The sequence below is a fragment of the Nonomuraea insulae genome, assembly GCF_042656245.1.
In genome coordinates this window covers 195,785-218,934 of sequence record NZ_JBHSPA010000023.1, presented here as the reverse complement: position 1 = coordinate 218,934, position 23,150 = coordinate 195,785, and the positions used below count along the sequence as shown (strand labels likewise).

At 70.2% G+C, this 23,150-nt stretch carries 23 protein-coding genes; 12 read left to right on the top strand and 11 right to left on the bottom strand.

Features of this window, described 5'->3' with window-relative positions:
• A partial coding sequence (locus tag ACFPZ3_RS18675; protein WP_379515405.1) for an MgtC/SapB family protein occupies positions 1 to 553 on the top strand: 553 nt, incomplete at its 5' end.
• A 49-nt stretch (positions 554 to 602) separates the two neighbouring features.
• Here ACFPZ3_RS18675 and ACFPZ3_RS18670 read toward each other — a convergent pair.
• Positions 603 to 1,283 carry a hypothetical protein gene (locus tag ACFPZ3_RS18670; protein WP_379515404.1) on the bottom strand — a complete coding sequence of 227 codons (681 nt, stop codon included), beginning with the start codon at positions 1,281 to 1,283 and terminating at the stop codon, positions 603 to 605.
• Between the two features lie 126 nt (positions 1,284 to 1,409).
• On the opposite strand from ACFPZ3_RS18670, the gene ACFPZ3_RS18665 reads away from it, so the two are divergent.
• Entirely contained in the window at positions 1,410 to 2,135 is a 726-nt protein-coding gene (locus tag ACFPZ3_RS18665; RefSeq protein ID WP_379515403.1) for a helix-turn-helix transcriptional regulator, read from the top strand.
• 79 nt (positions 2,136 to 2,214) lie between these two features.
• On the top strand, positions 2,215 to 2,751 hold the full coding sequence (locus tag ACFPZ3_RS18660) for a hypothetical protein (protein ID WP_379515402.1): 537 nt from the start codon (positions 2,215 to 2,217) through the stop codon (positions 2,749 to 2,751).
• Here the strand turns inward: ACFPZ3_RS18660 and ACFPZ3_RS18655 are convergent.
• The 7 genes from ACFPZ3_RS18655 to ACFPZ3_RS18625 form a co-directional block, all read right to left on the bottom strand.
• On the bottom strand, positions 2,733 to 3,566 hold the full coding sequence (locus ACFPZ3_RS18655) for an alpha/beta fold hydrolase (RefSeq protein WP_379515401.1): 834 nt from the start codon (positions 3,564 to 3,566) through the stop codon (positions 2,733 to 2,735). The two genes, ACFPZ3_RS18660 and ACFPZ3_RS18655, sit on opposite strands and share 19 nt — an antisense overlap.
• Entirely contained in the window at positions 3,563 to 4,000 is a 438-nt protein-coding gene (locus ACFPZ3_RS18650) for a MarR family winged helix-turn-helix transcriptional regulator (protein ID WP_379515400.1), read from the bottom strand. The genes ACFPZ3_RS18655 and ACFPZ3_RS18650 overlap by 4 nt, the downstream gene beginning before the upstream one ends.
• Positions 4,001 to 4,039: 39 nt before the next feature.
• Positions 4,040 to 4,816, bottom strand: coding sequence for a class I SAM-dependent DNA methyltransferase (locus tag ACFPZ3_RS18645; protein ID WP_379515399.1), 777 nt, complete (start codon positions 4,814 to 4,816; stop codon positions 4,040 to 4,042).
• A 134-nt stretch (positions 4,817 to 4,950) separates the two neighbouring features.
• Positions 4,951 to 6,144, bottom strand: a complete 1,194-nt coding sequence (locus ACFPZ3_RS18640) for a cytochrome P450 (RefSeq protein ID WP_379515398.1) — start codon at positions 6,142 to 6,144, stop codon at positions 4,951 to 4,953.
• A gap of 305 nt (positions 6,145 to 6,449) precedes the next feature.
• On the bottom strand, positions 6,450 to 7,742 hold the full coding sequence (locus ACFPZ3_RS18635) for a PP2C family protein-serine/threonine phosphatase (protein ID WP_379515397.1): 1,293 nt from the start codon (positions 7,740 to 7,742) through the stop codon (positions 6,450 to 6,452).
• A 21-nt stretch (positions 7,743 to 7,763) separates the two neighbouring features.
• Positions 7,764 to 9,089 carry a family 43 glycosylhydrolase gene (locus ACFPZ3_RS18630; RefSeq protein ID WP_379515396.1) on the bottom strand — a complete coding sequence of 442 codons (1,326 nt, stop codon included), beginning with the start codon at positions 9,087 to 9,089 and terminating at the stop codon, positions 7,764 to 7,766.
• Positions 9,090 to 9,271: 182 nt separating this feature from the next.
• A complete protein-coding gene (locus tag ACFPZ3_RS18625) occupies positions 9,272 to 10,630 on the bottom strand; it encodes an ATP-binding protein (RefSeq protein WP_379515395.1) in 1,359 nt (452 codons plus the stop codon).
• A 238-nt stretch (positions 10,631 to 10,868) separates the two neighbouring features.
• Between ACFPZ3_RS18625 and ACFPZ3_RS18620 the strand changes: the two genes are divergently transcribed.
• From ACFPZ3_RS18620 to ACFPZ3_RS18605, 4 genes are all read left to right on the top strand, one after another.
• Entirely contained in the window at positions 10,869 to 11,324 is a 456-nt protein-coding gene (locus ACFPZ3_RS18620) for a helix-turn-helix domain-containing protein (protein WP_379515394.1), read from the top strand.
• Between the two features lie 193 nt (positions 11,325 to 11,517).
• Positions 11,518 to 11,868, top strand: coding sequence for a hypothetical protein (locus ACFPZ3_RS18615; protein WP_379515393.1), 351 nt, complete (start codon positions 11,518 to 11,520; stop codon positions 11,866 to 11,868).
• 12 nt (positions 11,869 to 11,880) lie between these two features.
• Complete coding sequence (locus ACFPZ3_RS18610; RefSeq protein ID WP_379515740.1) at positions 11,881 to 13,083, top strand: MAB_1171c family putative transporter; 1,203 nt, start codon at positions 11,881 to 11,883, stop codon at positions 13,081 to 13,083.
• 11 nt (positions 13,084 to 13,094) lie between these two features.
• Complete coding sequence (locus tag ACFPZ3_RS18605; protein WP_379515392.1) at positions 13,095 to 13,583, top strand: HAD domain-containing protein; 489 nt, start codon at positions 13,095 to 13,097, stop codon at positions 13,581 to 13,583.
• On the opposite strand, the gene ACFPZ3_RS18600 is transcribed toward ACFPZ3_RS18605, so the two are convergent.
• Positions 13,580 to 14,848, bottom strand: a complete 1,269-nt coding sequence (locus tag ACFPZ3_RS18600) for an alkaline phosphatase family protein (protein WP_379515391.1) — start codon at positions 14,846 to 14,848, stop codon at positions 13,580 to 13,582. The two genes, ACFPZ3_RS18605 and ACFPZ3_RS18600, sit on opposite strands and share 4 nt — an antisense overlap.
• 165 nt (positions 14,849 to 15,013) lie before the next feature.
• On the opposite strand from ACFPZ3_RS18600, the gene ACFPZ3_RS18595 reads away from it, so the two are divergent.
• The 5 genes from ACFPZ3_RS18595 to ACFPZ3_RS18575 are packed head-to-tail and all read left to right on the top strand — an operon-like array spanning position 15,014 to position 20,652.
• On the top strand, positions 15,014 to 15,469 hold the full coding sequence (locus ACFPZ3_RS18595; RefSeq protein WP_379515390.1) for a MarR family winged helix-turn-helix transcriptional regulator: 456 nt from the start codon (positions 15,014 to 15,016) through the stop codon (positions 15,467 to 15,469).
• Positions 15,466 to 16,290 carry an ABC transporter ATP-binding protein gene (locus ACFPZ3_RS18590; RefSeq protein WP_379515389.1) on the top strand — a complete coding sequence of 275 codons (825 nt, stop codon included), beginning with the start codon at positions 15,466 to 15,468 and terminating at the stop codon, positions 16,288 to 16,290. Before ACFPZ3_RS18595 ends, ACFPZ3_RS18590 begins: the two co-directional genes overlap by 4 nt.
• Positions 16,250 to 17,092: an ABC transporter permease gene (locus ACFPZ3_RS18585; protein ID WP_379515388.1), complete on the top strand. Its 843-nt coding sequence runs from the start codon at positions 16,250 to 16,252 to the stop codon at positions 17,090 to 17,092. Before ACFPZ3_RS18590 ends, ACFPZ3_RS18585 begins: the two co-directional genes overlap by 41 nt.
• A 45-nt stretch (positions 17,093 to 17,137) precedes the next feature.
• A complete protein-coding gene (locus ACFPZ3_RS18580; RefSeq protein ID WP_379515739.1) occupies positions 17,138 to 19,387 on the top strand; it encodes a GH92 family glycosyl hydrolase in 2,250 nt (749 codons plus the stop codon).
• Entirely contained in the window at positions 19,384 to 20,652 is a 1,269-nt protein-coding gene (locus tag ACFPZ3_RS18575; RefSeq protein ID WP_379515387.1) for a glycosyltransferase, read from the top strand. The genes ACFPZ3_RS18580 and ACFPZ3_RS18575 overlap by 4 nt, the downstream gene beginning before the upstream one ends.
• Before the next feature lie 90 nt (positions 20,653 to 20,742).
• Here the strand turns inward: ACFPZ3_RS18575 and ACFPZ3_RS18570 are convergent, their stop codons facing one another.
• Both ACFPZ3_RS18570 and ACFPZ3_RS18565 read right to left on the bottom strand, forming a co-directional pair.
• Positions 20,743 to 21,735 carry a polysaccharide deacetylase family protein gene (locus tag ACFPZ3_RS18570; protein WP_379515386.1) on the bottom strand — a complete coding sequence of 331 codons (993 nt, stop codon included), beginning with the start codon at positions 21,733 to 21,735 and terminating at the stop codon, positions 20,743 to 20,745.
• Positions 21,736 to 21,868: 133 nt separating this feature from the next.
• The gene (locus tag ACFPZ3_RS18565; protein WP_379515385.1) at positions 21,869 to 23,146 is read right to left on the bottom strand and encodes an RNA polymerase sigma factor; all 1,278 of its coding nucleotides are present in this window, start codon (positions 23,144 to 23,146) and stop codon (positions 21,869 to 21,871) included.
• Between the last annotated feature and the right edge of the window lie 4 nt (positions 23,147 to 23,150).

Sequence of the window (23,150 nt, the reverse complement as noted above, 5' to 3'; positions counted from 1 at the left end):
ACGCCGCCGGCGCGTTCTACCCGGTGGACTCCTGGGCGATCACGTGACCCTTGACCCGTCCCGGGTGGCCGCGCAGATCGTGTCCGGAATCGGGTTCATCGGCGGCGGCCTGATCTTCGTACGACGGGACGCCGTGCGCGGTCTGACCACGGCGGCGGTCGTATGGCTCACCTGCGCGGTCGGGATGGCGGCCGGAGCCGGCCTGTGGTTGCTGGCCCTCGTGGTGACGGCCGGTCACTTCCTGGTCGTCTTCGCCCTGACGCCGTTGGCCGCCCGGCTGCCGCGCTCGAAGTACACCCAGTCGCGGCTGCACCTCACCTACCTCGACGGCCGGGGCGTGCTCCGCCGGGTCCTCGCCACGTGCACCGACAAGGGCTTCGTCATCAACGAACTGACCGTGGACCGGGGCGATGACCGCCGCGAGCCCGGGACGGTGTCGATCTGGGTGCTCGTGCAGGGCTCGGGGCCGATCGGGGAACTGGCCGCGACCCTGGCGGACATCGACGGCGTCCACACCGTCGCCAGCGACGACGTCAACGCCTCAGCGACCTGACCGGCACCGGTGCTTCCGACGGCCGGTGCCCGGCCGTCGGACTGGGGAGTCACTTGCAGGCGTAGACCCTGGCCGCCGTCCGCAGCTTGCCCGGGTCGTCCCGCTCGCCGATCAGGTCGACGTCGACGACGCCGCGCCAGGTCGTCTTCGTGGAACTCGTGCAGGTCGCGCGCCCGGTGACCCGGTCGCCCCTGCCGCCGCCCGGGCGTACCTCCGCCTTGCCGGGCGTGCCGACGTTCTCCCACCTGCCGCCGGTGTCCCGCTGCTGGAGTTGCATGGTGACGACGGCGCGGGTGGCGGACGTGCAGGTGCCCTGCAGCCACCAGCCCTTTCCCGACACCTCGCGGGCGGAGGGGGAGAACTGGATGTACTCGGCCGCGGTGGTGAAGTCGCACATTCCCACGCTCTCGGCCTTCTCGACCGGCGGGCTTTCCGAGTCCTCCGAGTCTTCCGAGGTCTCTGTGCCGGGGTCGGGGACGAGATCGGTCTCGATCAGAGAGTTCCCCAGCGGATCGGCATCGGGATCCGGGTCGGCGGCGTCCACGTCGGTGAGGCCGGTGTCGTTGGGGTCGGTGTCGGTGGGGCCAGTGGTGGGTTCCGATGACGCGGTGGGGTCGTCGGTGGCGGCCGGCAGTGAGACGGGATTGGCGCTGTGGGCGGACGGCACCACGGCGAACAGGGCGGCGGTGACGATGACGGCCGCGCCGGCCGTTTTCCACACGTTCAACATGGCTGGCTCCTCGGAGAAGATGGATGGTTCCAGCCCGTTATCTCCGTCCTGCTGTTGACCGGCAATGGCGCTGCACAACGGGACAACCAGTCGGTGATGACCACCGGACCCTGCACAATCAGGCGTGTGGAGGAGAACATGTCGCTGGCCGGGTTGACCCACCGGCTGGAAGAGGCGGTGGACAAACTGCGGGGCATCCCCGTCGGTGTCGAACTGCTGGATGACGATGGGGTCGTACAGCAGCGGATCGCTGAGGCCGTGCGTTCGGCCCGTGAGTTGCGCGCCATGCATCCGGTGGGATCGACGGAGAAGGGGCGCGAGGAGCAGAAGAGCAGGCGCGCTGTGCTGGACGCGTTGCGGCGCGGCGTGACGATGCGCACGATCGTGCACGCGAGCATGCTGGACGATCCGCGCAAAGAGGCGCGGATCAAGGAGCTGCACGCTTCGGGCGACCTGCATCGTGTCGTCGATGCGCCGATTCAGCAGTTCCTCGTGTTCGACCGCGCTGTGGCGTTCGTCCGGATCACGCCTGTCGCCTACACCCCGGGCGCGCTGATGATCAGGCAGCCGAGCCTGATCACCACGCTCATCGACCTGTTCGAGCAGACGTGGAGCAGGGCCAGGGACATCGCCGAGCCGGTGCAGCGGCTGACCGCGCGCGAGCGGGAGGTGCTCGGGCTGATCGCAGAAGGGTGCTCCAACGGCGCCGTGGCCAGGGCGTTGTCGATCACGGAGGCGGCGGTCGGCAAGCACGTGGCCAGTGTGTTCGCCAAGCTCGACCTGCCCGCGACCGATGAGGTCAACCGGCGGGTGCTGGCCGTGCTCGCCTATCTGCGCGGCGCCGCGAGGTAGTGCCAGGCCTACCCTGTGCTCGTCCTGGCCCCACTGCGCGGGTCGTGCGGTGCCGATTTCAATGGGTGACATGCAGCGAATGAGTGGATTGCTGGTCGGAGCGGTCTTCGGTGCGGTCTTCGTGATCGTCAACGCACAGGGCCCGCTGAACCCCGTCGCCGTGGGTCTTCTGAGAGCGGCCGCCTGCCTGGCGGCCGCCGGGGTGTTCGTCATGTGGCTGATCTCCGCACGGAAGGGGCGTTCCGCCGAGGGGGCGGGGCGGAGCATGTTCGGCCGCGGATACGTGATCGTCGTCGCCGCCGAGGCGATCCTGCTCTTCGGCGGGATCCAGGTGCTGACGGCATGGGAACGTCCTGTGGAGAGCAACGTCGCCTGGGTGGCGCTGGTGGTCGGTGCGCACTTCATCGCGCTGGGACCGATCTGGAAGGAATGGGGCATCGCCGTGCCCGGTGTGGTCCTCACCCTGCTGGGCGTCGCCGGTCTCGTCCTGGCCTCGACCACCGCCGTGGGCTGGGTGCCGTTGGTCAGCGGGGTTCTGTCCGGGGTGGTGCTCCTGACGGGCAGCGTCGCCTTCGGCTGGCGCGGTCTGGCTGACCTTCAGAGGAGGAACGCCTGAACGTGCCGGGCCACGACCGCGGCGGACTTCCCGTTCGTCCAGCCGATGTGGTCGAGACCGTCCAGCGTCTGGAGGGTGGCGTCGGCGAGGGTGTCGCGGAGGGCGTCGAAGGGCCGGTCCCTGGCCATGCCCGGGGTACGTCCGCCGCACAGCAGGAGCACGGGAGCGGTGACGGCGGCGAACTCGGCGAGGCGGCCCTCCTGGGCGGCGAGCTGCTCGTGCTCGGCCACATTGGCCGGAAGCAGGGGCCGCATGCGCTGCCAGGCACGACCACGGAAGCCGATGCGCAGCACCGCGCGCAGGTACCAGAACGGCATCTTGGCGAGGAAGGCCGGCACGCCGTCCGATCCCCGGAGGAAGTGCACGAACGCGCCGTAGGGATCGTCGGCGGCCAGCCGTTCCCGGTACGGGCCCATCCACCCCGTGGGTACGGGGCCGGTGGGCACGCCGGGTTCGTAGACCGCGATCCGGTCGAACGACCGCGACGACCGGGCGGTCTCCAGGATGACGAGCCCGCCGTAGCTGTGGCCGAACGCAAGTCTGGCCCCGGTCTCCGCCTGGACGGCGCGTAAGTCCTCCACCTCCTTGCCCAGGTCGTAGCCGGGCCCCTGAGGACCGCTGGCACCGCGCCCGCGCCTGTCGACGACGTGCACCGTGAAGGAGCCGGCCAGCACGGAGGCGAACGGCAAATAGTCCTCGGCGGTGCGCATGGCGCCGCCCAGCACGATGAGGCCCGGTCCGGTGCCCAGCGTCTGAATCGCGATCGGGGTGCCATCGGCGGAGCGCACGGTGTGCGGCGCGGTCTGGAGGATCATGGGGCCGTCTTCCCTTCGGGGTGATCGAGGGTCGCCAGGAGGCGTTCGGTGTGCGCGGCGTATTCGGCGTACGGCACGCCACTGTGTGCGAGGAGAGCGGCCAGCCGCCCGTCGAGCGTCCTCTGGCCCGCGGCCACGAGGTTCTCGCCCTCGGCCGTGAGGCTCAGCCGGCGGCGGTGTCCGCCGGCCGGGTCGGGCTGGACGTCGAGCAGGCCCGCGGCGGCCAGGACGCCGGTCGTGCGGCTCGCGGACGGCTCGGTCACGCCGAGCCCGTCGGCGAGGGCCCGTTGCGTCGAGGCCCCGAGCTTGCCGACCAGGGTCAGCGCGAGGAAACGGCTGTAGGAGACGTTGTGCTCGGCCCGCAGGATCTGGTCGGCCGCCCGGTCCAGCCGGGCGACGAGCACATGCAGGCTGTGGGCCAGGTTGCGTTCCACACCCATTAAATTAGCATGCTAACTTAGGATTGCAAGTCCCTAAGTTCGCCGGACCACGTACAGGACCCGGTCGTGATCCTCCTCGTCGGCCTGCTCCCGTAGCGACGTCCCCACCAGGCCGTGGGCGGCCACGACGCGCAGGCCGGACCGCTCAGCCGCGCGCCGCACCGTACGGTCGGAGTGGTGCCGCTGCACGTGCCGCATCGACGTCCGCTCCCAGCCCGTGACGGCCCGTTCGAACAGGTCGAACTGCGTGACCACGACCGCGTCCGCCTCGATCCGCGGGGACACCGCGAACCACGCCGCGTACCGGTCCCCCCGATCGGCCACCGCCGGGACGCCGAACGTGCGCCGGTAGTAGCCGATGGTGTTCAGGTCGAAGACCAGCACCCCGTCCTCGGCGAGCTGGTCGCGCGCGGCCGCCAGCGACCGCTCCAGCTGCTCCATGTCGGTCAGGTACGTCATCGGCACGTCCACGCAGGCGACCACGTCGAAACCGGCCAGTCCCGGCGGGGGGCTCTGCAGCCGGCCCACCCGGAACCGGATCTCCTCGGCCCCGGGCCTGCGCCGGGCCATCGCCACCATCGCCGGGGACAGGTCGTAGCCGGTCACCTCGTATCCGCGATCGCGAAAGGCCGTGCTGCTGCGGCCGGTCCCGCAGCCGGCGTCCAGCAGCCGGCGCCCGCCCGATCCGTACCGGTCCGCCGCCTCCACGAAGCGGTCCACCAGCTTGGCGGTGTCCATCTGCCCGTTCAGCTCGTCGTAGCGGGCGGCGATGGTCTCGTACGCCGCCAGCGTCTCATCCACATGCGACATGCGCGCCTCCCGTGCGGGGGGTGCCGCACCGGACCGGTTCGGGTCCGGCGCGGCTTACGGACCTACCAGATGAACCACGCCTGCCGGTTGACCCGGCGGCCGGTAACCCGACGCAGCAGTTTCCTCATTGGAGTTCACCTCCTTCCCGTGGTGGTGGTCAGGGTCCGTCGAAGCTGGAACGCGGGAGGGGTGATGATGCCCGCGACGTGCGGGTGCCCGTGGCCGCCGCGCACCTCCAGCCGGGCGCCGTCGGTCAGGGCGGTGAGCAGGTCAGTGGCCAGGGTGTGCGCGACGGAGGCGCCGGCGCAGGTGAACGGGCCGCCGCCGAAGGGCAGGTACGGCCCGCGGGGGCCACCGTCGTCCCACCGGCCGGGCCGGAACCTGGTGGCCTGCGGCCAGTGCCGTTCGTCGCGGTGCAGCAGGTAGGAGCAGACCGACACGCTTTCCCCCGGCTCCATCCGTACGCCGCCGACCTCGTGGGCGCGGGCCACCGGACGGCCCAGCAGCCACGCCACCGGCCACAGGCGCAGCGACTCCCGTACGGCCGACTCCGCCGGAACGGCCGCCAGATCGACGGCGTGGTTCGCGGCCGAGAGCAGCGCCCAGGCGACCACATGGCCCACCGGAGCCACCGAGGTGCGGAACAACTGCAGGTACACGTGGGCGACCTGCGCGGCGGGCGTGCCGGGCGGGGTGGCCCCGTCCACGGCTTCCAGCAGGTCACCGGCCGGGCCTGACGGCGGCCCTGCTCGCCGGGCGAGCACCTCTGCGGCGACCGTTCGCACCACGCGGGCCCACAACGCCCGTCGCGTCACGCGTGCCAGCCGGCCGCTGGGGCGGATGAGGACCTCGTGCCGTACCACCTGCGCCATCAGCTCCAGCAGGGCGGGCGGGCTGTCCTGGCGCAGCAGCGCCCCGGCCAGGAACCGGTGCGTGGCGGCGCGCCCGGCCGAGGGCCACTCGCTGACCTCGCCCAACTCCGCCACGACGGCGGGCAACAGGTCGCGGTGCGCGGCCAGGTGGGCGCGTAACGTCGTACGGGCCGCCCGCCCGATCGCGACCTGCGCCTCCCGTGGCTCCAGCCGGCCGCCGGGGACGTGGAAGAAGTCGGACACCTCGTCGTAGTGGCCCTCGTCGTCGTGCAGCACCCGCAGGGCCTCGACCGGATCGGCCACGCACAACGACCCGTCGTCGGGCAGCCGGAACACAGGGCCCCGCTCGCGGGCCGCGTGCTCGACGAACCCCAGCGGATCCCGCCGGTACCACCGTGCGGCCCCGGTGGGCCACTCCCGCTCCCCGTCGGGAGCGACCCGATCCGGTTCTCCCACCGTCGTCATCCCCACCTGCCCTATGCATCCGTGATGTCGGGTGTACGCGCAGGTGGTGCCGTTCGCGCGCCCCCCGCCAGGAGAGCGGCGTCGCCTGCCGCCGGTGGACAGGACGACACCAACCAGGAATGGCGGAAGCTTATAGCTGTAGGCCGCCGTTCCTGATCAGTGAGTGATCAATGAGAAAGGCCGATACTTTATTTACAGAATTGGTGGAATGTTGTCGTGCGAGTATTCCGGGAAATGGGCCACCCGGCCGCCGAGCAGGCCCTCGACGAGGTCGGCTCGCAGGGGATGAGTGCACTTTAACGGCCCAGGCCACCAGGGGTGGGGTCGGCGGGGATGCCGGTCAGGGCTTCGGTCTCGGCCCGGGAGTAGGGGGTGCCGGGCCATTCGACGAGCAGCACGGTGGCGTCGTCGCGCAGCCGGTGTTCGTGGTAGTCGAGGTGGTGGTGGATCAGGCGGCGCAACGTCTCGGGGACCGGGAGTTCGTCGGCCTGGTGCCGGATGAGGAAGTCGGTGAAGCGTTCCATGCCGAACTCCTCGCCGTGGCGGTTGCGTGCCTCGGTGATGCCGTCGGTGTAGAGCAGGAGCCGGTCTCCGGGTTGCAGCTGGGCGTGGCAGACCGTGATCGGCAGGTGCAGGTCGGTGCCCGGGGGCGCGCCGGGCGGGCATTCGAGCTCGATGGTGGCGCGCCTGCGCAGGATGACCGGCTGAAGGTGGCCGCAGTTGACCCAGGCCAGCTCGCCGCTGCGGATGTCGAGCGTGGCCAGGATGCCGGTGGCGAACCGTTCGCCGCCGAACTGGCCCGTGAGCGCCTCGTCTATCCTCGCCGCCGTCTCGGCGAGCCCTCTGTCCTCGTGGCGGCTGTTGCGCAGGGTCGTCAGGGCGAGGTTGGCGGTCAGGCCGGCGGCGGTGTCGTGTCCCATCGCGTCGAATATGGCCAGAGCCGCGGTGCGGGCCTCCAGGGCGTAGTCGTACACGTCGCCGCTGATGTCGTACGCGGGCTCCATGACCGCGCTGATCACGAGCCGGTCGGTGGCGAACGTGCGCTGCGGCATGAGCCGCCACTCCATCTCGGCCGAGACGCTCATCCGCCTGCGCCGCACCAGCCTGGAGTAGGTGTCGCTCAGGGAGCGCTTGGAGACCACCAGCAGGGCCACCAGCCCGGACAGGCGTTCCATGTCCAGCAGCGTGTCGGCGTCCGCGCCTGAGATGGTGATCCGCAGGACGCCCAGCCGGTCGGTGCCGTCCACCAGCGGCACCCACCACTGCTCCGGGTCGCGGACCGTGGCCGGCAGGATCTTCCCGTGCTGGAACGCCCGTCCCGCCACCGTGCCCTCGATGCCGATCTCCCCGCTCTCGCGGGCGCCGGCCGGCTCCGGGCAGGTGACGAGCGGGGAGAGCACCTCCTGTTGCAGATCCGCCAGGTAGATCACCACATCGCGCAGCCCCACCCGGCCGGCGTGCTCGCACACCAGGCCGGGTATCTGCTCCAGCGTCGACGTGTGGCTCGCGGAGATCAGCTCGCCGAACATCGCCGCCCGCGCCGCCGCGTACGGCGTACGTCCGGCGACGGGTTCATCGTGAGCGGTCATGCACCTAGCGTAACCATTGGCTCAATCGTCCTTCGATTGCCCGTGGTCGCGACGCTGCACATAGAGGCGGTCGCCCCGAGGGCCGGTCCATTCCAGCCGCACCACACCGGGGACGGCGGACTCGCCGACACGCGAGGGGTCGGCCCAGTGACCGAAGGCGGGGTTGCGGAAGAACGTCGCCCACAACCGGCCGCCGTGGTCCTTGAAGATGTTGTTGTGACCGGCCCCGACGCCCAGGGTCCAGCGCTCGGAGTACGGTCCCTCGAAGTGGTCGGAGACGGCGACGACCGCGTCGTACTGGTACTGCACGCGGCCCGTGGCGGGCGTGTCGTAGGCGTAGCGCGTGCTGCCGTCGGCGTTGGCCGACGACCGGTCCCAGGCGGCGTGCAGGAGGTAGTACCTGCCCTCGTGCTTGAAGACGTAGGAGCCTTCGAGGTACGGCTCCGGCGTGTACGGCGTCTGCTGGAACTTCGGCAGGTTCGTCGTCGGGACGATGTCCTCCATGTCGTCCCGGAACTTCGCGTACAGGTGGTTGTGCAACACCAGCCACGCGTCGCGGCCCTCGGTGTAGAGGCTGCCGTCGATGTGGTGGTACGCGCCGGGCTTGATGAAGGCGGGCCCGCCGATGAAGGAGTCGCCGAAGGGCTTGTCGAGGTTGCCCTCCACGAGCCGGTACGGCCCCTCGACCCCGCCGTCGCTCACCAGCATGAACGAGCCGACCTTCTGGGAGTGGTCGCCCATGCACGCCACGATGTACCACTTGCCGCGGTAATAGTGCACTTCGGGCGCCCAGGCGTTGCCGCGCTTGCCGAACTGCTCGTCTGTCCAGTACTCCTGCCACGGAGCCACGACCGTGCGCCCCGGCTGGTTCTCGCCGACGAACTCGGGCGACCAGACCTTGCCCTTCTCGGCGTCGGGCCGGAACTTGGTGGTGTCGGCCAGCCGCCACGGCCCCCGCAACGACGGGGCCACCCACACGAAGATCCCGTCGTTCCACGGGCCTGCGCCTTTGAGCTCGGGCGAGCGGGTGGTGCCGGTGGCGACATAGATCGGACGGCCCTTGACGACGAAGCAATTGACGTAGGTGTCCCGCATCCAGACGCGCCCGAACTCGGTGTCGCGGGGGCGCTGCTCAAGCGGGAGCACGAAGGAGTTGTCGTCACGCGGCCACAGGTCGAGCCGGGTGTCGGCGAGGCCGTAGGGCTCGGGGTCGGGCCAGTTCGGCGGGTAGCGCTTCGACGCCGCCTGCGCGGCGGTCGCGGGCAGCGCCGCCGCTCCTAAGACACCGGCCGCCCCGGCGAGCAGGGACCGCCGGTCTACCGGCAAGCCGTTCTCGGAACCAGTCATGTCATGTCCTCCTGTATCGGCCCGTGTGCCGCATGCGGAGAGTCTGCCGAAGACGCGCAAATTTCGTCAATAACCCGGAAGAAATAGCCGGCGACCGCCGTGGCGGCCGAAACAGCAGGTCAGGAGGTTGTGGGCGAGAAAGCGGCGCGGGCTCGGCCGTAACGTTCGCGTAACGGGCTCGCCTACGGGACTCGGTACCGGTCGACGATGCTCTTGACGAACTCGTCGATCCTCGCGTCGATCTTCGCGCCGCCGTCGTCCACGTCGTTGTTGATCCGGAACACCCGGCGGCCCCAGTAGGAGTCGGATTCGAGGTCCTTGATGTTGTCCACCGCGTATATGGCCTCGTTCGCGTCGGGCGGAAGCAGATGGTTGTCGGTGAGCTTGAAGCAGACGGTCTGGTCGGTGACGATCACCCCGGGCCGTTCGATGCGGCGGTTGCGCCGCTCGGCCCGCAACGGGGCGGGCGCGTCAACGTAGATGACCCTGCTCATGTGCCTGAGATCGTCGAATTCCCGCAGTGCCGACAGAAGGTCGGGCCTGGCGAACTCGATGACGACGGCCTTCCCCTCCTTCGCGGCGACGCGAACGGCCTTGGCCAGCGCCTGCAGCCCGGGCGCGAGGGCCTCGATGTCGCTCACCTCGAAGGCGCCGCCGGGGTGGGCCTTGAACCCGGTGCCGCGAGCGGGTTCCAGTTCGACCAGCGCGCGCAGGAAATCGCCATAGATGAAGCTGTAGTCGGACAACTGCTCGGTCTCGATGCCCATCGTGGCGAGCCGCGCCGTCAGCGCGCGCCGTACGTGGGACTTGCCCGCGCCCGGCAGGCCCAGGATGAACACGACCCGGCAACTGTTGCCGAAGGCCAGGTGCGGCAGCACGGTGATGCCGTCCCGCAGGTTGATGTCCAGTTGCCGCTCGATCTTTTTCAGCGCCTCGCGTACCGCCTCCGGGTCTTCGAGAGCGGTGATGGTGTCGCAGATCTTCTTCGCGATGAACGCCTCCAGCGGCTGTGCGGCCCCCCAGAGGCTCTCGAAGTCGCTCAGCGCCTGGGTGCCGATGCCGTCCAGGATGACCGGATGATCGTTTCTGCCGTTGCGGTGATTGACGATCGCGGTCGACGCCGTGGCGGGCTCTCGCTCGAACCGGTGGAAACTGAGGTGCTCCATACCGAACACGCGCTGAGCCAGGCGGACGGCGATGCCCTCGTTGAGCAGTTCGACACCACCCCGGATGCTGTCGTCCGACTCGAAGATGACCACTCGTACGCCGCAGCGTTCGTTGATCCGCTTCCACTCGGCCCGGATCTTCGCGATCGTGGGGCTCTCGGCGGCCGGCGCCAGCCGGGGAGAGACGACATCGAGCCGCTGGGTGTCCTTCGCGGACTCCGACAACACCGCGCCGAGGTAGGTCTTGCGGCGGACCCGCCGGGAAAGGGCCAGGGGCACGCGGCGGCGCCGGGTCCAGGCCATGCGCAGGGAGCCGAGGATGATGGTGACGAGGATCCCGCTCGTCACGGGGACGATGTAGTCTTCCCACCCCATTGCGCCTGCTCCGGGCAGGGTGGTGGCAGCGATAGAGAGAATGGTGCGCATCGGTCGTGAGTCCTCTCAGGTGACCGACACACCAGCAGGCAATCTTAACTGGTGTTAATCTTGGGCTGAAATTTATTCACTCTTGTTATGGATCAGATTGGATTCTCATAGCCCTGTTGTCAACTCAGATCAGAGGCGTCATGTTAGAGTCTTCACAGGAGTTGCCACAGCCTGTTCGGAGGCTGGCATGACGGACAAGACACCGCAGCAACCGGCGACGCTCGCCGATAAACTCGATCGATTGTTCGACACCATGCATCCCCCGGACCGAGGCCCGTACAGCAACGAGGAGGTGGCTTCGGCGATCCGGTCGCAGGGCGGGCCCACCATCTCGGGCACCTACATTTGGTACCTGCGCAAGGGAGAGCGCGAAAACCCGACGATCAAACATATCGAGGCTCTGGCGCGTTTCTTCGGCGTGCCACCGGCGTACTTCCTCGACGAGGAGATCGCCTCCGAGGTGGACGCCCAGCTCAGCCTCCTGAACGCGCTGAAGGACACTCGCGTGAAGGACATGGCGCTGCGGGTAGCGGGGTTGTCGGCGGAGAGCCTCGCCACGATCGGAGAAGTGGTCGATCGGATGCGGAAGCTCGAAAAACTGCCCGGCAGCGACTCCGGGCCGGAGCCCACGGGCAGTAGGTAGCTACTCTGCCCTCAGGAGTGCGAGGCGGGACGTGTGTCGCAAGCGGATACGACGTGAGTGTGAGGAACTCGTCCAGCAACTGCCGTTGCCTGTTCCTTTCAGCGTGCGGAGATTGTGTGAGCTCGTCGGCGCCGATCGAGGACGGCCGATCGTCCTGAAGGCCCTTCCCACCTCGTCGGGCGAGATGAGTGGTATGACGCAGGCGGGGGACGACTGCGACACCATCTGGTACCAAGAGCACACCACGCCCCTGCACCAGGAGCACATCATCCTCCACGAGCTGGCCCACTTACTCCGAGGGCACACGGAGAGCCCCGTCGAGAGGGAGGAACTCCTCCGTCGCCTGTTCCCGTCGCTGGACACGGACATGGTCCGGCGGGTCCTGGGGAGGGTGAGCTACCACAATCAGCAGGAGCTCGAGGCGGAGTACATCGCGTCGCTGATCCTGCGCAGAGCGCACTGGGGAAACGACCCCGTCCCGGCGCCCAAGGTCCCCGGGCTCGGCGCCCGGCTCGAGCGGGCGCTCGGTCGCCGTTCGAGGTGAGGCGTGAACGCGATGTTGTACGTGCCGTGCGCGATGCTCGCGTGGACCGTCGCGTTCACCAAGATTCGGCATCTGGCCAGGGGCGTCCGCGACCGTGAGCTGATCGCGCTCTGCGCCGCGCTGGTATTCCTGGCGATGACCATGACCATCGCCATTCCGCCCGTCTGGACCCGGGTGGATGCATGGCTGCACGTGCCCAACCTGTGCGGCCTCCTCTCGCAGTGCTCGGCTCTGGGCTTCGCGATCTCCATCCATCTGATGGTGCGGCTGCTGCACTGCTCCGAGGACAAGCGGGAGGAGCCTGGAAGGATCATCAGGTGGCATCTCGCCGCCGGGGCGCTCATCCTGGTCGTGATGACGGGCCTCTTCCTGAGGATCCCGCCCCTGCCCGAGGCTCCGACGGACTTCGTCGTCCAGTACGCGGGACGGCCGCAGGTCGCCGATCACCTGACGGTGTACATCCTCGTTTTCGGCGGCCTGCAGGTGCGTAACACCGTCCTGTGCTGGCATTACGCCCGTACCGACGTGAGCCGATGGCTGGGAGTCGGGCTGTACATGATGGCCGTTGCTTCGGCGCTGGGGCTGGTCTACTCGGGCGTCAGGGGCATCGACATCGTCGGTGCGCGGCTCGGCGTCGCCGTGGACGCCTGGGAACCGGTGGCGCGGCTGATGATCTTCTCTGGTGCGGTGCTCGCCTCGCTCGGCTGCACGGCTCCGTCATGGGGAGCGAAGATCTCGGCCATCGTCGCCTGGCTCGATGACTACATCGCCTGTGCCCGCCTGTATCCCCTGTGGGCGAAACTGTGCCGGGCGGTGCCGGGCATCGCGCTCGAGCCCCCGAGATCCATCCTCATCGACCTGCTGGCCGCCGCCAGCGGGCTCAGATTCCTGCTGCTCCGCAGGGTGGTCGAGATCAACGATGGGATAGTCGCTCTGCGTTCTCGCCTGGGCCCTGAGACGGTCGAAGAGGCGAACGCTTTCTGCCTGCGCTCCGGCCTGACCGGTCCGCGGCTGCGCGCCACCGTCGAGGCCTGCCTGCTGCGAAGGGCTCTCACCATCAAGATCCCTGGTGCCGGGTCATTGGACACGCCACCGGCCACGGCGTCGGGCACCGCGGACTCGGCTCACGTCTCCCACGAGGTCAGAAGAGTGCTGGACATCGCCCGGGCCTTCGGCGGATCGCCGGTGGTGCGGGCCTTCACGACCACCGGATAACCTCAGCAGGCGTGACCGTACAGCGTCCGCTGCTCTTCCTCGACGTCGACGGACCACTCATCCCCTTCGGCGGCACCCGGCCGTACCCGACCTTTCGCGACGACGCCGCGAACCCGCTCCTGGCCAGGATCGACCCCGCGCACGGGCCCCGCCTGACGGCGCTGCGCTGCGACCTCGTCTGGGCGACGACCTGGATGGACGACGCGAACGAGTGCGTCGCGCCACGGCTGGGCCTGCCGCCGTTGCCCGTCGTGACGTGGCCGGAGCCGTCCGAGGCCGATGAGCGGGACGAGCGCGACGGGATGCACTGGAAGACCCGTGCCCTCGTCGGCTGGGCGGCCGGGCGTTCGTTCATCTGGGTGGACGACGAGATCACCGACGTCGATCGAGGCTGGGTGTCCGCACACCACGGAGGGCGTGCCCTGCTCCATCGTGTCGATCCCCGTCATGGTCTCACCGACGCCGACTACGGTGTGCTCGGCGAGTGGTCGCACACCTAGGTCAGGTTCCGTCCTTGGGCCTGCGCTGGGGGGCGGGTTCCGAGCAGCGCGGCGATGGTCGGGGCGATGTCGATCAGGCGGGGGCGGTGGAGGCGGGCTCCCGGACGGATCCCCGCGCCGGACAGCAGCAGGGGGACCTTGATCTCGCTCAGGCTGCCGTGACCCCCGCGCCACTGGCCGGCCGGCGGCTCGGCCAGGGCGAAGCCCCAGGGTGGCCGCGCCTCTGCCACCAGGTCGCCGAGCTTGTCGCTCGCGTGCAGGGCACGCAGCGCGCGGTCGTCGAGCACACGGCCGATCTGCGGCAGCCGGCGGAGCGCCGCCTTGATCCTGATCCGGGCGCGCGGATCGGACGCGCCGCCACGAAGGGTGATGTCGCCCACCCGGACCGAGTTGGGCACGATGACGACCTCGGTGCCGGGTGCGGGAGAGGCGCCTGAGGGGACGACCTCGACGCTGTGGCCGACGGCTTCGATGGCTTCGACGACGTGGGGGAGCAGGGTACGGTTCCAGGCCGTCATGCCGTGATCGCTGGTGAGCAGGAACGCCGTGTCCTGAAAAATCCCGACCTCTTTGGTGGCCTGCACCAGCCGGCCGAGGTGATGGTCGTGGTCGGCCAGCAGCGAGGCGATGGCCGGACTGTCCGGTCCCTCGTCGTGGCCCGCCCCGTCGAGGTCGGAGCTGTAGACGGCGAGCAGATCGGGAATCCCGGGGACGGTCACCAGCTGCCCGTTCGAGTCCACCGGCCGCAGGTTGAGGATGTCGATCGCCACGTCCACCCGCTGCCCGAACCCCTGGCCCGGCTGAACGTAGAGATGCTCCGGGTCGCCGAAGCGTACGCCGTGGTCCTGGACCATGTACCACTGCACGGAGGCGACGGTGCGCCCCTCGGCGGCCAGGGACCCGGCGATGGTCTCGGCGGCCAGGAACCGGCTCTGCCCCTGCGCCCTGCCGCTCACCGGGTCGTACACGTAGGCGACGTTGCCGTGCACCTCCGGATGGGCGCCGGTGCTCATGGACGCGCGGCAGGGGTTGGAGATCGTGTGAAACGTCGCCTCGGCGGTCGCGAGGACGCCCCGGGCCGCCAGCCGGTCCAGATTGGGGGTCGGCACGCGGCCCAGGTAACGCGGATCGAAGCCGTCCCAGTCCACCAGGACGACATGCCTGGCCGGCCGTCCGGCGCCGTGGCCGCCCGCCCAGGCCGCGGGCGCCACACCCCCGACCGCGCCGACCGCCGCGAGCCCGCCCAGCACGGTACGTCGAGACATAGACATAGATGATCCCTGCCTTCGCGAAGACCGATGACCAAGGTAGGGACAGCCGGGAACGATCACAACGAGCTTCAGGTGACAGTCACGTGAACGCCACGCTCACATCGTCGGGATACGGGCGACATTTCCCATTACCTCGTTAGCAGAGCTAATATTCCGGACATGAGTGTTGAGGAGCTGTCCGAAGCCTTCGCCGGGGTCATGACCGGGTTCACCCGGCTGGTCCGGCGAAGGCTGCGCAGGGAGATGCCCGGGCCGCTGCTGCGCGGCGCCCAGATCGAGTTGTTGCGGCTGGTCGCCGCCAACCCCGGCATCAGCGTCTCGGCCGCGGCCAAGGAGCTCTATCTGGCGGGCAACTCGGTGTCCACGGTGGTCAACCAGCTCGCGGCGGCCGGGCTGCTGCGGCGCGAGACGCGCAGCGACGACCGGCGTTCTGCCCGGCTGCTGGCCACCCCCGAGGCCGAGGCGCGACTGCGGGCGTGGAAGGAGCGCCGCGTGGCGCTCGTACGTGAGCACATGGAGCGGCTCAGCGACGACGACAGGGCGGCGCTGACCGCCGCGATGCCGGCGCTGCGCAGGCTCGCCGACGATCTACAGGAGGAGGTGACGGCGGTATGACGGATGAGGGCGACGCGGTGGCCTGCACAGGGCTGCGGTACTCCTTCGGCGCTGCCACGGCCGTTGACGGGCTCGATCTGACGGTGGCATCCGGGGAGGTGTTCGGCCTGCTCGGGCCCAACGGCGCGGGCAAGACGACCGCGATCCGCTGCGTGACCACGCTGCTGCCGGTCCCGTCCGGCATGGTCCGGGTCTTCGGGCACGACGTGGCCGCCGACCGGATGGCGGTACGCCGCCTGCTCGGCTACGTGCCGCAGCAGTTGTCCGCGGACGCGAGCCTGACCGGCCGCGAGAACGTCGCGCTGTTCGCCCGCGTCTTCGACGTGCCCCGGCGTGAGCGCGCCGCCCGCGTCGGGCAGGCGCTGGAGGCCGTCGGGCTCGCCGAGGCCGCCGACCGGATGGCGAGCACCTTCTCCGGCGGCATGGTCCGCCGGCTCGAACTGGCCCAGGCGCTGGTCAGCGCACCCCGCCTGCTGATACTCGACGAGCCCACGATCGGGCTCGACCCTATCGCCCGTACCAGCGTGTGGGAGCACATCATGGCGGTGCGCGCGGCCAGCGGCATGACCGTCCTGGTCACCACGCACTACATGGACGAGGCCGACCAGTACTGCGACCGCGTCGCGCTCATGCACCAGGGACAGGTGCGCGCGCTCGGCACGCCTGACGACCTCACCGACGACCTGCGCGCCCGGCGCGGCGACGGCTCGTCACCGACGCTGGAGGACGTCTTCCGCGACGTCGCCGGCAGTGGCCTCGATGAAGGAGGGGAGTTCCGCGATGTCCGTCGCACCCGCAACACCGCATCCCGCGTCGGCTGACGGGAGTCTGCTGCTCGTCCCGCCGCCCGTCCGGCCGGCCTGGCGGCTGGTCCCCGCCAGGGTCGTCGCGATGTGCGTGGTGGAGTTGCAGAAGCTGCGCCACGACCGCACCGAGCTGTACACCCGCGCGATCCAGCCCGCCCTGTGGCTGCTGATCTTCGGTGAGACGTTCACCCGCATCAACGTGATCCCGACCGGCGGCATCCCCTACCGGGACTACCTGGCACCCGGGATCATCGCCCAGTCCACGATGTTCATCGCGATCTTCTACGGCATCCACATCATCTGGGAACGCGACTCGGGCGTCCTGACCAAGCTCCTGGTCACGCCGACCCCGCGCGCCGCCCTGGTCACCGGCAAGGCGTTCGCGGCCGGGGTGAAGGCGATCATCCAGGCCGTGGTCGTGGTGGTCATCGCCGCGCTGCTGGGCGTCAGCATGACCTGGAACCCGCTGAACCTGCTCGGCGTGCTCGTGGCCGTGCTGCTCGGCTCGGCGTTCTTCTCCTGCCTGTCGGTGACGATCGCCGGCATCGTCCGCACCCGCGACCGGCTGATGGGCATCGGCCAGGCCATCACCATGCCGCTGTTCTTCGCCTCCAACGCCCTCTACCCGACCACCTCCATGCCCGACTGGCTGCATGTCATCAGCGCGATCAACCCGCTCAGCTACGAGGTGGACGCCCTGCGCGGCCTGCTGCTCGGCATCCCCGCCAATCTGCCGCTGGACTTCGCGGTCCTGCTCGTGGCCGCCGCCATCGGCATCACGGCGGCCTCGGCGCTGCTGGGGCGGCTCGCCCGCTGACGGAATTCACCTGGCCGAAACCTAAGGCGGGCCCGCGCTGGGTAGATTCCCCCCATCCTGCACTCCGTTGATCCCTTCATCGGCACGGCGGCGACGGACCTGCCTCCCGCGCGCGGTCTCGCCGCCACTTGGTGGTGGCCGAAACCACAGGTGGGCAACACCCACCCGGGTGCCACCTCGCCGCTGGGCATGGTGTCGGCCTGCGCCTACTCCGGCGCGTACCCCACCGGATACGGGCGGTACACCAAGAACACCGAGGGCGTGCCCGAGGAGATGTTCGACCGGCTGCAGGCCTCCGGGTTCACCCACTTCCAGCAGTCCGGCACCGGCGCGATCCGCAAGTACTACAACTACGTCCGGGTCACCCCGATGGTGCAGCCGCTCGACGCGCTGGGCGAGTCCTGGCCGCTGGGCGAGGAGGTGGCGCAGGCGGGCTACTACGCGGCCACCCTGGACACCGGGGTGCGCTGCGAGCTCACCGTGGGCGCCAAGGTCGCCGTGCATCGCTACACCTTCCCCGAGCACAACAACGCGCGGGTCGTGGTGGACCTGTCCTGCGGCGGCCTGGGCATCGAGCTCGGCCGTACGGTCCCGGTGCGGGCGCAGGTCGAGAGCATGGGCCACGGCCGCGCCCAGGGCACGGTGGTGATGGAGGGCGTCCCGCTGTCGGTCTACGTGGAGGTGGACAGCCCCGGCTGGCGGCAGATGCTCTGGTACGACCGGCGGCTCATCGACGGCGGCACCCGCCTCGACTTCGACAGCATCCGGCACACCACGCTGCGCCCCTTCGGCATGCTCTTCATGGGCCCGACCGAGCCGGGGCAGGCCGTCGAGGTGCGGCTCGGGTTCTCGCTGCGCGGGTGCGACCAGGCGCGGCAGAACCTGGAGCGCGAGTGCGGGAGCGGGCGGCCGGCGTTCGACGCGGTGCGTGCCCGCACCCGGGTGCGCTGGGGCGAGCACCTCGACCGGGTCGAGGTCGAGGGCGGCACGCCGGCCCGCCGTACCGTGCTGGCGACGGCGCTCTACCACTCGCTGGTCAAACCGTGCTTCGGCGACGACGAGAGCCCGTTCTGGCCGACGCCTGGGCCGTTCGCGTTCGACGTGTGCACCATGTGGGACATCTACAAGACCCAGCTCCCGCTGCTCGCCGCCATCGTCCCCGACCGGGCCGAGGACCTGCTGGAGTCGCTGATCCGGGTGTGCGAGGAGGAGGGCAACTTCCCCATCGGCTACCGGATGGCGCGCGGCGCCGACCGGTTCTTCCGCCAGGCCAGCGCGCTCGTGCACACCGCGCTGGCGGACGCCCACGCGCTCGGCCGGGCGGGCCTGGACTGGAACTGGGCGCTCGTGCACATGGTCGGCGACCTGCGCCGCATGTACGGCGAGGACTTCTTCGAGAACGGCGTGGTGCACCCGATCACCCACACCCTCGACCTCGCCTACGCCCACCACTGCACCGCGCAGGTCGCCCGCGCGCTGAACGACCGCAGCCTGGCCGACGACCTGGAGGAGCGCGGCCACCAGTGGCGCAACGCCTTCGACCCCGACACCGGGCTGCTGCGCGACTCGGAGTTCTACGAGGGCGGCAAGTGGAACTACTCCTTCCGGCTGCTGCACGACATGGCCGCGCGCATCGCCCTGGCCGGCGGCGACAAGGCGTTCGTCGACAAGCTCGACCAGTTCTTCGGCTTCGGCGCCGCGCCGGTGCGGCAGCCGGGGCGGCGCCCGCAGCCGGCGGAGATGATGGCCGGGTACGCGCTCAACCGGTTCGAGGGACTGAACAACGAGCCGGACATGGAGGCGCCGTGGGCCTACCACTACGCGGGCCGGCCCGACCGTACCGCGCAGATCGTCCAGGCGGCGCTGACCTGGCAGTTCGGCACCGGGCCCGGCGGGCTGCCGGGTAACGACGACTCCGGCGGCCTGAGCTCCTGGTACGTCTGGGCGTCCCTGGGCCTGTTCCCCATCGCCGGCCAGAACCTGTTCCTGATCAACGCGCCCGCGTTCTCCAGGGCCGTGCTCCGGGCCGGCGGCAACGAGTTCGTCATCGAGACCAGCGGGCACCGCGAGACGCCGATCGGGGTAGAGGGCCTCGATCACGACCCGCCGCCGCAGTACGTGCAGGAGGCCAGCCTCAACGGCGAGCCCCTGCACGCGACGCACCTGAGCGCCGACACCGTGCACCGCGGCGGCCTGCTGCACCTGCGGCTGGGGCCCGAGCCGTCGGCGTGGGGGCGGGGCATCCGCCCGCCGTCCCTTTCCGATCCAGGCACGAGCTCGGAGGTAGCGCGATGACCCACCCCCGTCGCCGTCTCGTCATCGTGGTCAGGGCAGACCCGGTCATCTGCGGGCACGCCGGCGAGGCCCGCAACCTCGCCGAGGTGGCGCTGAACCGCGGGTTCTCCGACGTACGGCTGCTGACCTGGCCGATTTCCGCACTTCAGGCGGCCGGGTTGCCGCTCAAGCCGCTGGACCGGCTGCTGCCCTACAGCGCCGGCATCACCGTGGAACGGCCGGAGGCCGTCGGCGACTACCGGGTGCCGGACGGCCGCCACCAGGCCGGACTCACCGGGCGCCTGGTCGAATTGCTCGCCGAGCCGCTACCCACGACCTGCCTGTCCATGTACCTCGCCCCGCACGCCTCCGTGGTGATGGACGCGGTCGCGGCCGCGCGCGCCGCCGGGTACGCGCCCGACGTGCGCACCGTGGCCAAGGCGGTCGGCTCCGACGTGACCAACGTGATCCGCTCGTGCCTGCGCGAGGGCAGGTTCGGGGCGGCGACCGTGCTGTTCACCACGTTCCTGGCCAATGACGAGGTCGTCGCGGTCTCCGAGTACACCCGGCAGGAGATCGTCGCCTCGGCCGAGCAGGTGGACGTTTACTGCGGCACCACGTTCGCCGAGCAGTGCCGCCGCCGCGTGACCGTCAGCTACCCGCCGATCGACTCCGCCGCCTTCGTCGACCTGGACCCGGCCGACGTGGACGCCGCGCTCGCGCGCCGCGGCCTGGAGCGCGACGGGTACATCCTGTTCCTGTCCCGCGTGACCCGCGCCAAGGGCATCCACGACCTGATACACGCCTACGCCCGGATGCGCTGCCGGTCCCGGGTGAGACTGGTCGTCGCCGGCACCGGGCCCGCGCTGGCGGAGATCAGGGCGCTGGCCTCGGACGACGACCGGATCGTCTTCCTGTCCGACGTGGACGACCAGGAGAAGCCGCTGCTCATGCACGGGTGCGCGGCCTACGTCCTGCCGACCAAGCCGGTGCCCGAGTTCGTCGAGACGTTCGGCATCGCCCTGGCCGAGAAGATGCTGGCCGGGGGCGGGCCGATCGTCACCACCATGACGGGCGGAACCCTGGAGGCGGTCGGCGACACCGCCGTCATCGTCGAGCCCGACGATGCCGCCGGCCTGGCCGCCGCGGTGGACCGGGTGGTCCTCGACATGTCCGCCGCCGAACGCCTGGACATGGAGGTACGCGCCCGCGCCCGCGCGATGTCCTTCGACCGGGCCGCCGTGTTCGACGGCCTGTTCCCCCAGGGAACCCTCGACCCGGTCTGAGCGCTCAGACTTCTTTACGCAGGCCGCCGCACACCGGCTGACCCCGGGGTGTGGCGCGGCCGCGCGGGGCCGCGCCACACCCGCCTGGCGTCAGCTCGTCCGGCAGGAGACCGACGGCCAGGTCCAGGTGCCGTTGTGCTGGATCGTGAGGCCGAAGGTGTTGCCGCTGCCGTTCGGGCGCATCGTCATCACGTTGCCGCCGGAGTCCCATGACGGGGTGCCGTTCCAGGTGGCGAGGACCTTCTGCGGCGGGGTCAGGGTGACGGTGGCGATCCAGGACGTCGAGCCCGAGAGCGTGACCGAGAGGTTGAAGCGGTCGCTCCACTGCTGGCCCTGGGTGATCGTGGCCGTGCAGGAGCCGCCGCCGGGCGGCGGGGTCGTCGGGCCGCCGCCGCCGTCGGGGGCGACGGCCCGGCCGGTGCTGGGGGAGATCATGCCGGCGCACAGGTTGCGGCTGCGCAGGTTGGCGGCGATCTGGGGGACGGCGGCCAGCGTCGTGGCGTACTGGTCGTGCATGAGGATGACCTGGCCGTTCTGGAGGCGGCCGGCGGCCTGGACGATCTGCGCGGTGCCGGCGCCGTTCCAGTCCTGCGAGTCCACGTCCCAGATGACCTCCGTGAGGCCGAGCTGCTGCTCCACCGACTTCAGCGTGGCGTTGGTCTCCCCGTACGGCGGCCGGAACAGCCGGGGCGCGGTGCCCGTGGCCTGCTGGATGCTCTGCTGGGTGCGCTGCAGTTCCGACTGGATCTGGGCGCTGCCGAGCTGGGTCAGGTGCGGGTGGGTGTAGCTGTGGTTGCCGATCCACATCCCCGCGTCGCGCTGCGCTCTGACCAGGGCCTGGTTGTTCTGGGCGTTCTGGCCGATGTTGAACATCGTGGCCCGCAGGCCGTTCGACTTCAGCGCGTTGAGCAGGTTGGCCGTGTTGCCGGAGTTGGGTCCGTCGTCGTAGGTCAGCCCGACGTATCCGGCGCTGCAGTCGGCGGCGACACGGCGGGCGGAGGCCATGGTGGCGGTGGCGGTGACGGTCAGGCAGACGGCGAGGATCGCGCCTAAGAGCGCGGCGGTGAGGGCTGGACGGGTCATGCTGATCCCTTGATCGTCGGGGGGCTTCACCTGCCGGTCATTGTGGGGACGTCGCCGAAACATGTCAACATTCGTCAGAAATATTTCGGAAACAGGCGGCTGTATCGAGCAGTGCTATGTGCTTTACCTGTAGCTATGTTGTCCGAAAGGTTTCGGTTGGCGCCGAATCTTTCAAGGCGGTGGCGCGGGCACGGTAGAGGGCGCGTTCGCGTTCGTTGCGGGTCAGCTCGGCAGCCCGTGTGAACTCCGCCGCGGCCTCCTCCGCCCGCCCCAGCCTGGCCAGCAGGTCCCCGCGTACGGCGGGCAGTTGCGGGTAACCGCGCAGCGCGCGCTCGTCCAGGAGGGAGTCGGCGATCTCCAGCCCGCGGGCGGGCCCGTGGGCCATGCCGACGGCCACCGCGCGGTTCAGCTCCACGATCGGCGAAGGGGAGATGTGGGAGAGCAGGCGGTAGAGGGCGGTCATCCGCTCCCAGTCGGTCGCCTCGGGGGTCAGGGCGCGGGCGTGGCAGGCGGCGATGGCGGCCTGCAGACTGTACGGGCCCAGCGTCCCCAGCTCCTCGGCCCGGCCCAGCGCGGCCAGCCCACGGCGGACGAGCAGGCGGTCCCAGCGGCTACGGTCCTGGTCGAGCAGCAGGATGGGGGAGCCGTCGCGCGCGGTCCTGGCGGGGATGCGCGACGCCTGGATCTCCATGAGCGCCAGCAGGCCGTGCGCCTCGGGCTCGTCCGGCATGACCCCGGCCAGCAGGCGGCCCAGGCGCATGGCCTCCTGGCACAATGACGGCCGGATCCAGTCGTCGCCCGCGGTGGCCGCGTACCCCTCGTTGAAGATCAGATAGATGATCTCCAGCACGGACGCGAGCCGCGCGGGCAGCTCGTCGGGCGGCGGCAGCTCGATCCTGACCCGCTTGTCGGCGAGCGTGCGCTTGGCGCGGAAGATCCGCTGGCCCACGGTCGGCTCCGGGACGAGGAACGCCCGCGCGATCTCCTCGGTGGTGAGGCCGCCCAGGAGGCGGAGAGCGAGGGCGAGCCGGCCCTCCGCGGGCAGCACCGGATGGCAGATGGTGAAGATCAGCCGCAGCAGGTCGTCGCCGATGGGGTCGTCGAGTTCGATGTCCGCGCTCTCCTGGCGCAGCTCCATGTCCCTGCCCACCTCCCGCAGCTTGCGCTCGTAGGTGTCGCGGCGGCGGAGCTGGTCGATGGCGCGATGCTTGGCGCTCTGCATCAGCCAGGCGCCCGGATTGTCGGGCACACCCTTACGCGGCCATTCTTCGAGGGCGGCCACGAGGGCGTCCTGCGCGAGCTCCTCGGCCAGTCCGAGGTCGTGGACCATGCGGGCCAGGGCGGCGATGAGCCGGGTGGACTCGATCCGCCAGACCGCCTCCACCGCGCGGTGGGAATCGGCTACCGTCATGCGT

Excerpts from the sequence above, each read along its gene's own strand:
- ACFPZ3_RS18670 (WP_379515404.1), bottom strand. The coding sequence starts at position 1,283 with ATGTTGAACGTGTGGAAAACGGCCGGCGCGGCCGTCATCGTCACCGCC.
- ACFPZ3_RS18660 (WP_379515402.1), top strand. The coding sequence starts at position 2,215 with ATGAGTGGATTGCTGGTCGGAGCGGTCTTCGGTGCGGTCTTCGTGATC.
- ACFPZ3_RS18655 (WP_379515401.1), bottom strand. The coding sequence starts at position 3,566 with ATGATCCTCCAGACCGCGCCGCACACCGTGCGCTCCGCCGATGGCACC.
- ACFPZ3_RS18645 (WP_379515399.1), bottom strand. The coding sequence starts at position 4,816 with ATGTCGCATGTGGATGAGACGCTGGCGGCGTACGAGACCATCGCCGCC.
- ACFPZ3_RS18635 (WP_379515397.1), bottom strand. The coding sequence starts at position 7,742 with ATGACCGCTCACGATGAACCCGTCGCCGGACGTACGCCGTACGCGGCG.
- ACFPZ3_RS18630 (WP_379515396.1), bottom strand. The coding sequence starts at position 9,089 with ATGACTGGTTCCGAGAACGGCTTGCCGGTAGACCGGCGGTCCCTGCTC.
- ACFPZ3_RS18625 (WP_379515395.1), bottom strand. The coding sequence starts at position 10,630 with ATGGGGTGGGAAGACTACATCGTCCCCGTGACGAGCGGGATCCTCGTC.
- ACFPZ3_RS18620 (WP_379515394.1), top strand. The coding sequence starts at position 10,869 with ATGACGGACAAGACACCGCAGCAACCGGCGACGCTCGCCGATAAACTC.
- ACFPZ3_RS18615 (WP_379515393.1), top strand. The coding sequence starts at position 11,518 with ATGACGCAGGCGGGGGACGACTGCGACACCATCTGGTACCAAGAGCAC.
- ACFPZ3_RS18610 (WP_379515740.1), top strand. The coding sequence starts at position 11,881 with ATGTTGTACGTGCCGTGCGCGATGCTCGCGTGGACCGTCGCGTTCACC.
- ACFPZ3_RS18600 (WP_379515391.1), bottom strand. The coding sequence starts at position 14,848 with ATGTCTCGACGTACCGTGCTGGGCGGGCTCGCGGCGGTCGGCGCGGTC.
- ACFPZ3_RS18595 (WP_379515390.1), top strand. The coding sequence starts at position 15,014 with ATGAGTGTTGAGGAGCTGTCCGAAGCCTTCGCCGGGGTCATGACCGGG.
- ACFPZ3_RS18590 (WP_379515389.1), top strand. The coding sequence starts at position 15,466 with ATGACGGATGAGGGCGACGCGGTGGCCTGCACAGGGCTGCGGTACTCC.
- ACFPZ3_RS18585 (WP_379515388.1), top strand. The coding sequence starts at position 16,250 with ATGTCCGTCGCACCCGCAACACCGCATCCCGCGTCGGCTGACGGGAGT.
- ACFPZ3_RS18575 (WP_379515387.1), top strand. The coding sequence starts at position 19,384 with ATGACCCACCCCCGTCGCCGTCTCGTCATCGTGGTCAGGGCAGACCCG.
- ACFPZ3_RS18570 (WP_379515386.1), bottom strand. The coding sequence starts at position 21,735 with ATGACCCGTCCAGCCCTCACCGCCGCGCTCTTAGGCGCGATCCTCGCC.
- ACFPZ3_RS18565 (WP_379515385.1), bottom strand. The coding sequence starts at position 23,146 with ATGACGGTAGCCGATTCCCACCGCGCGGTGGAGGCGGTCTGGCGGATC.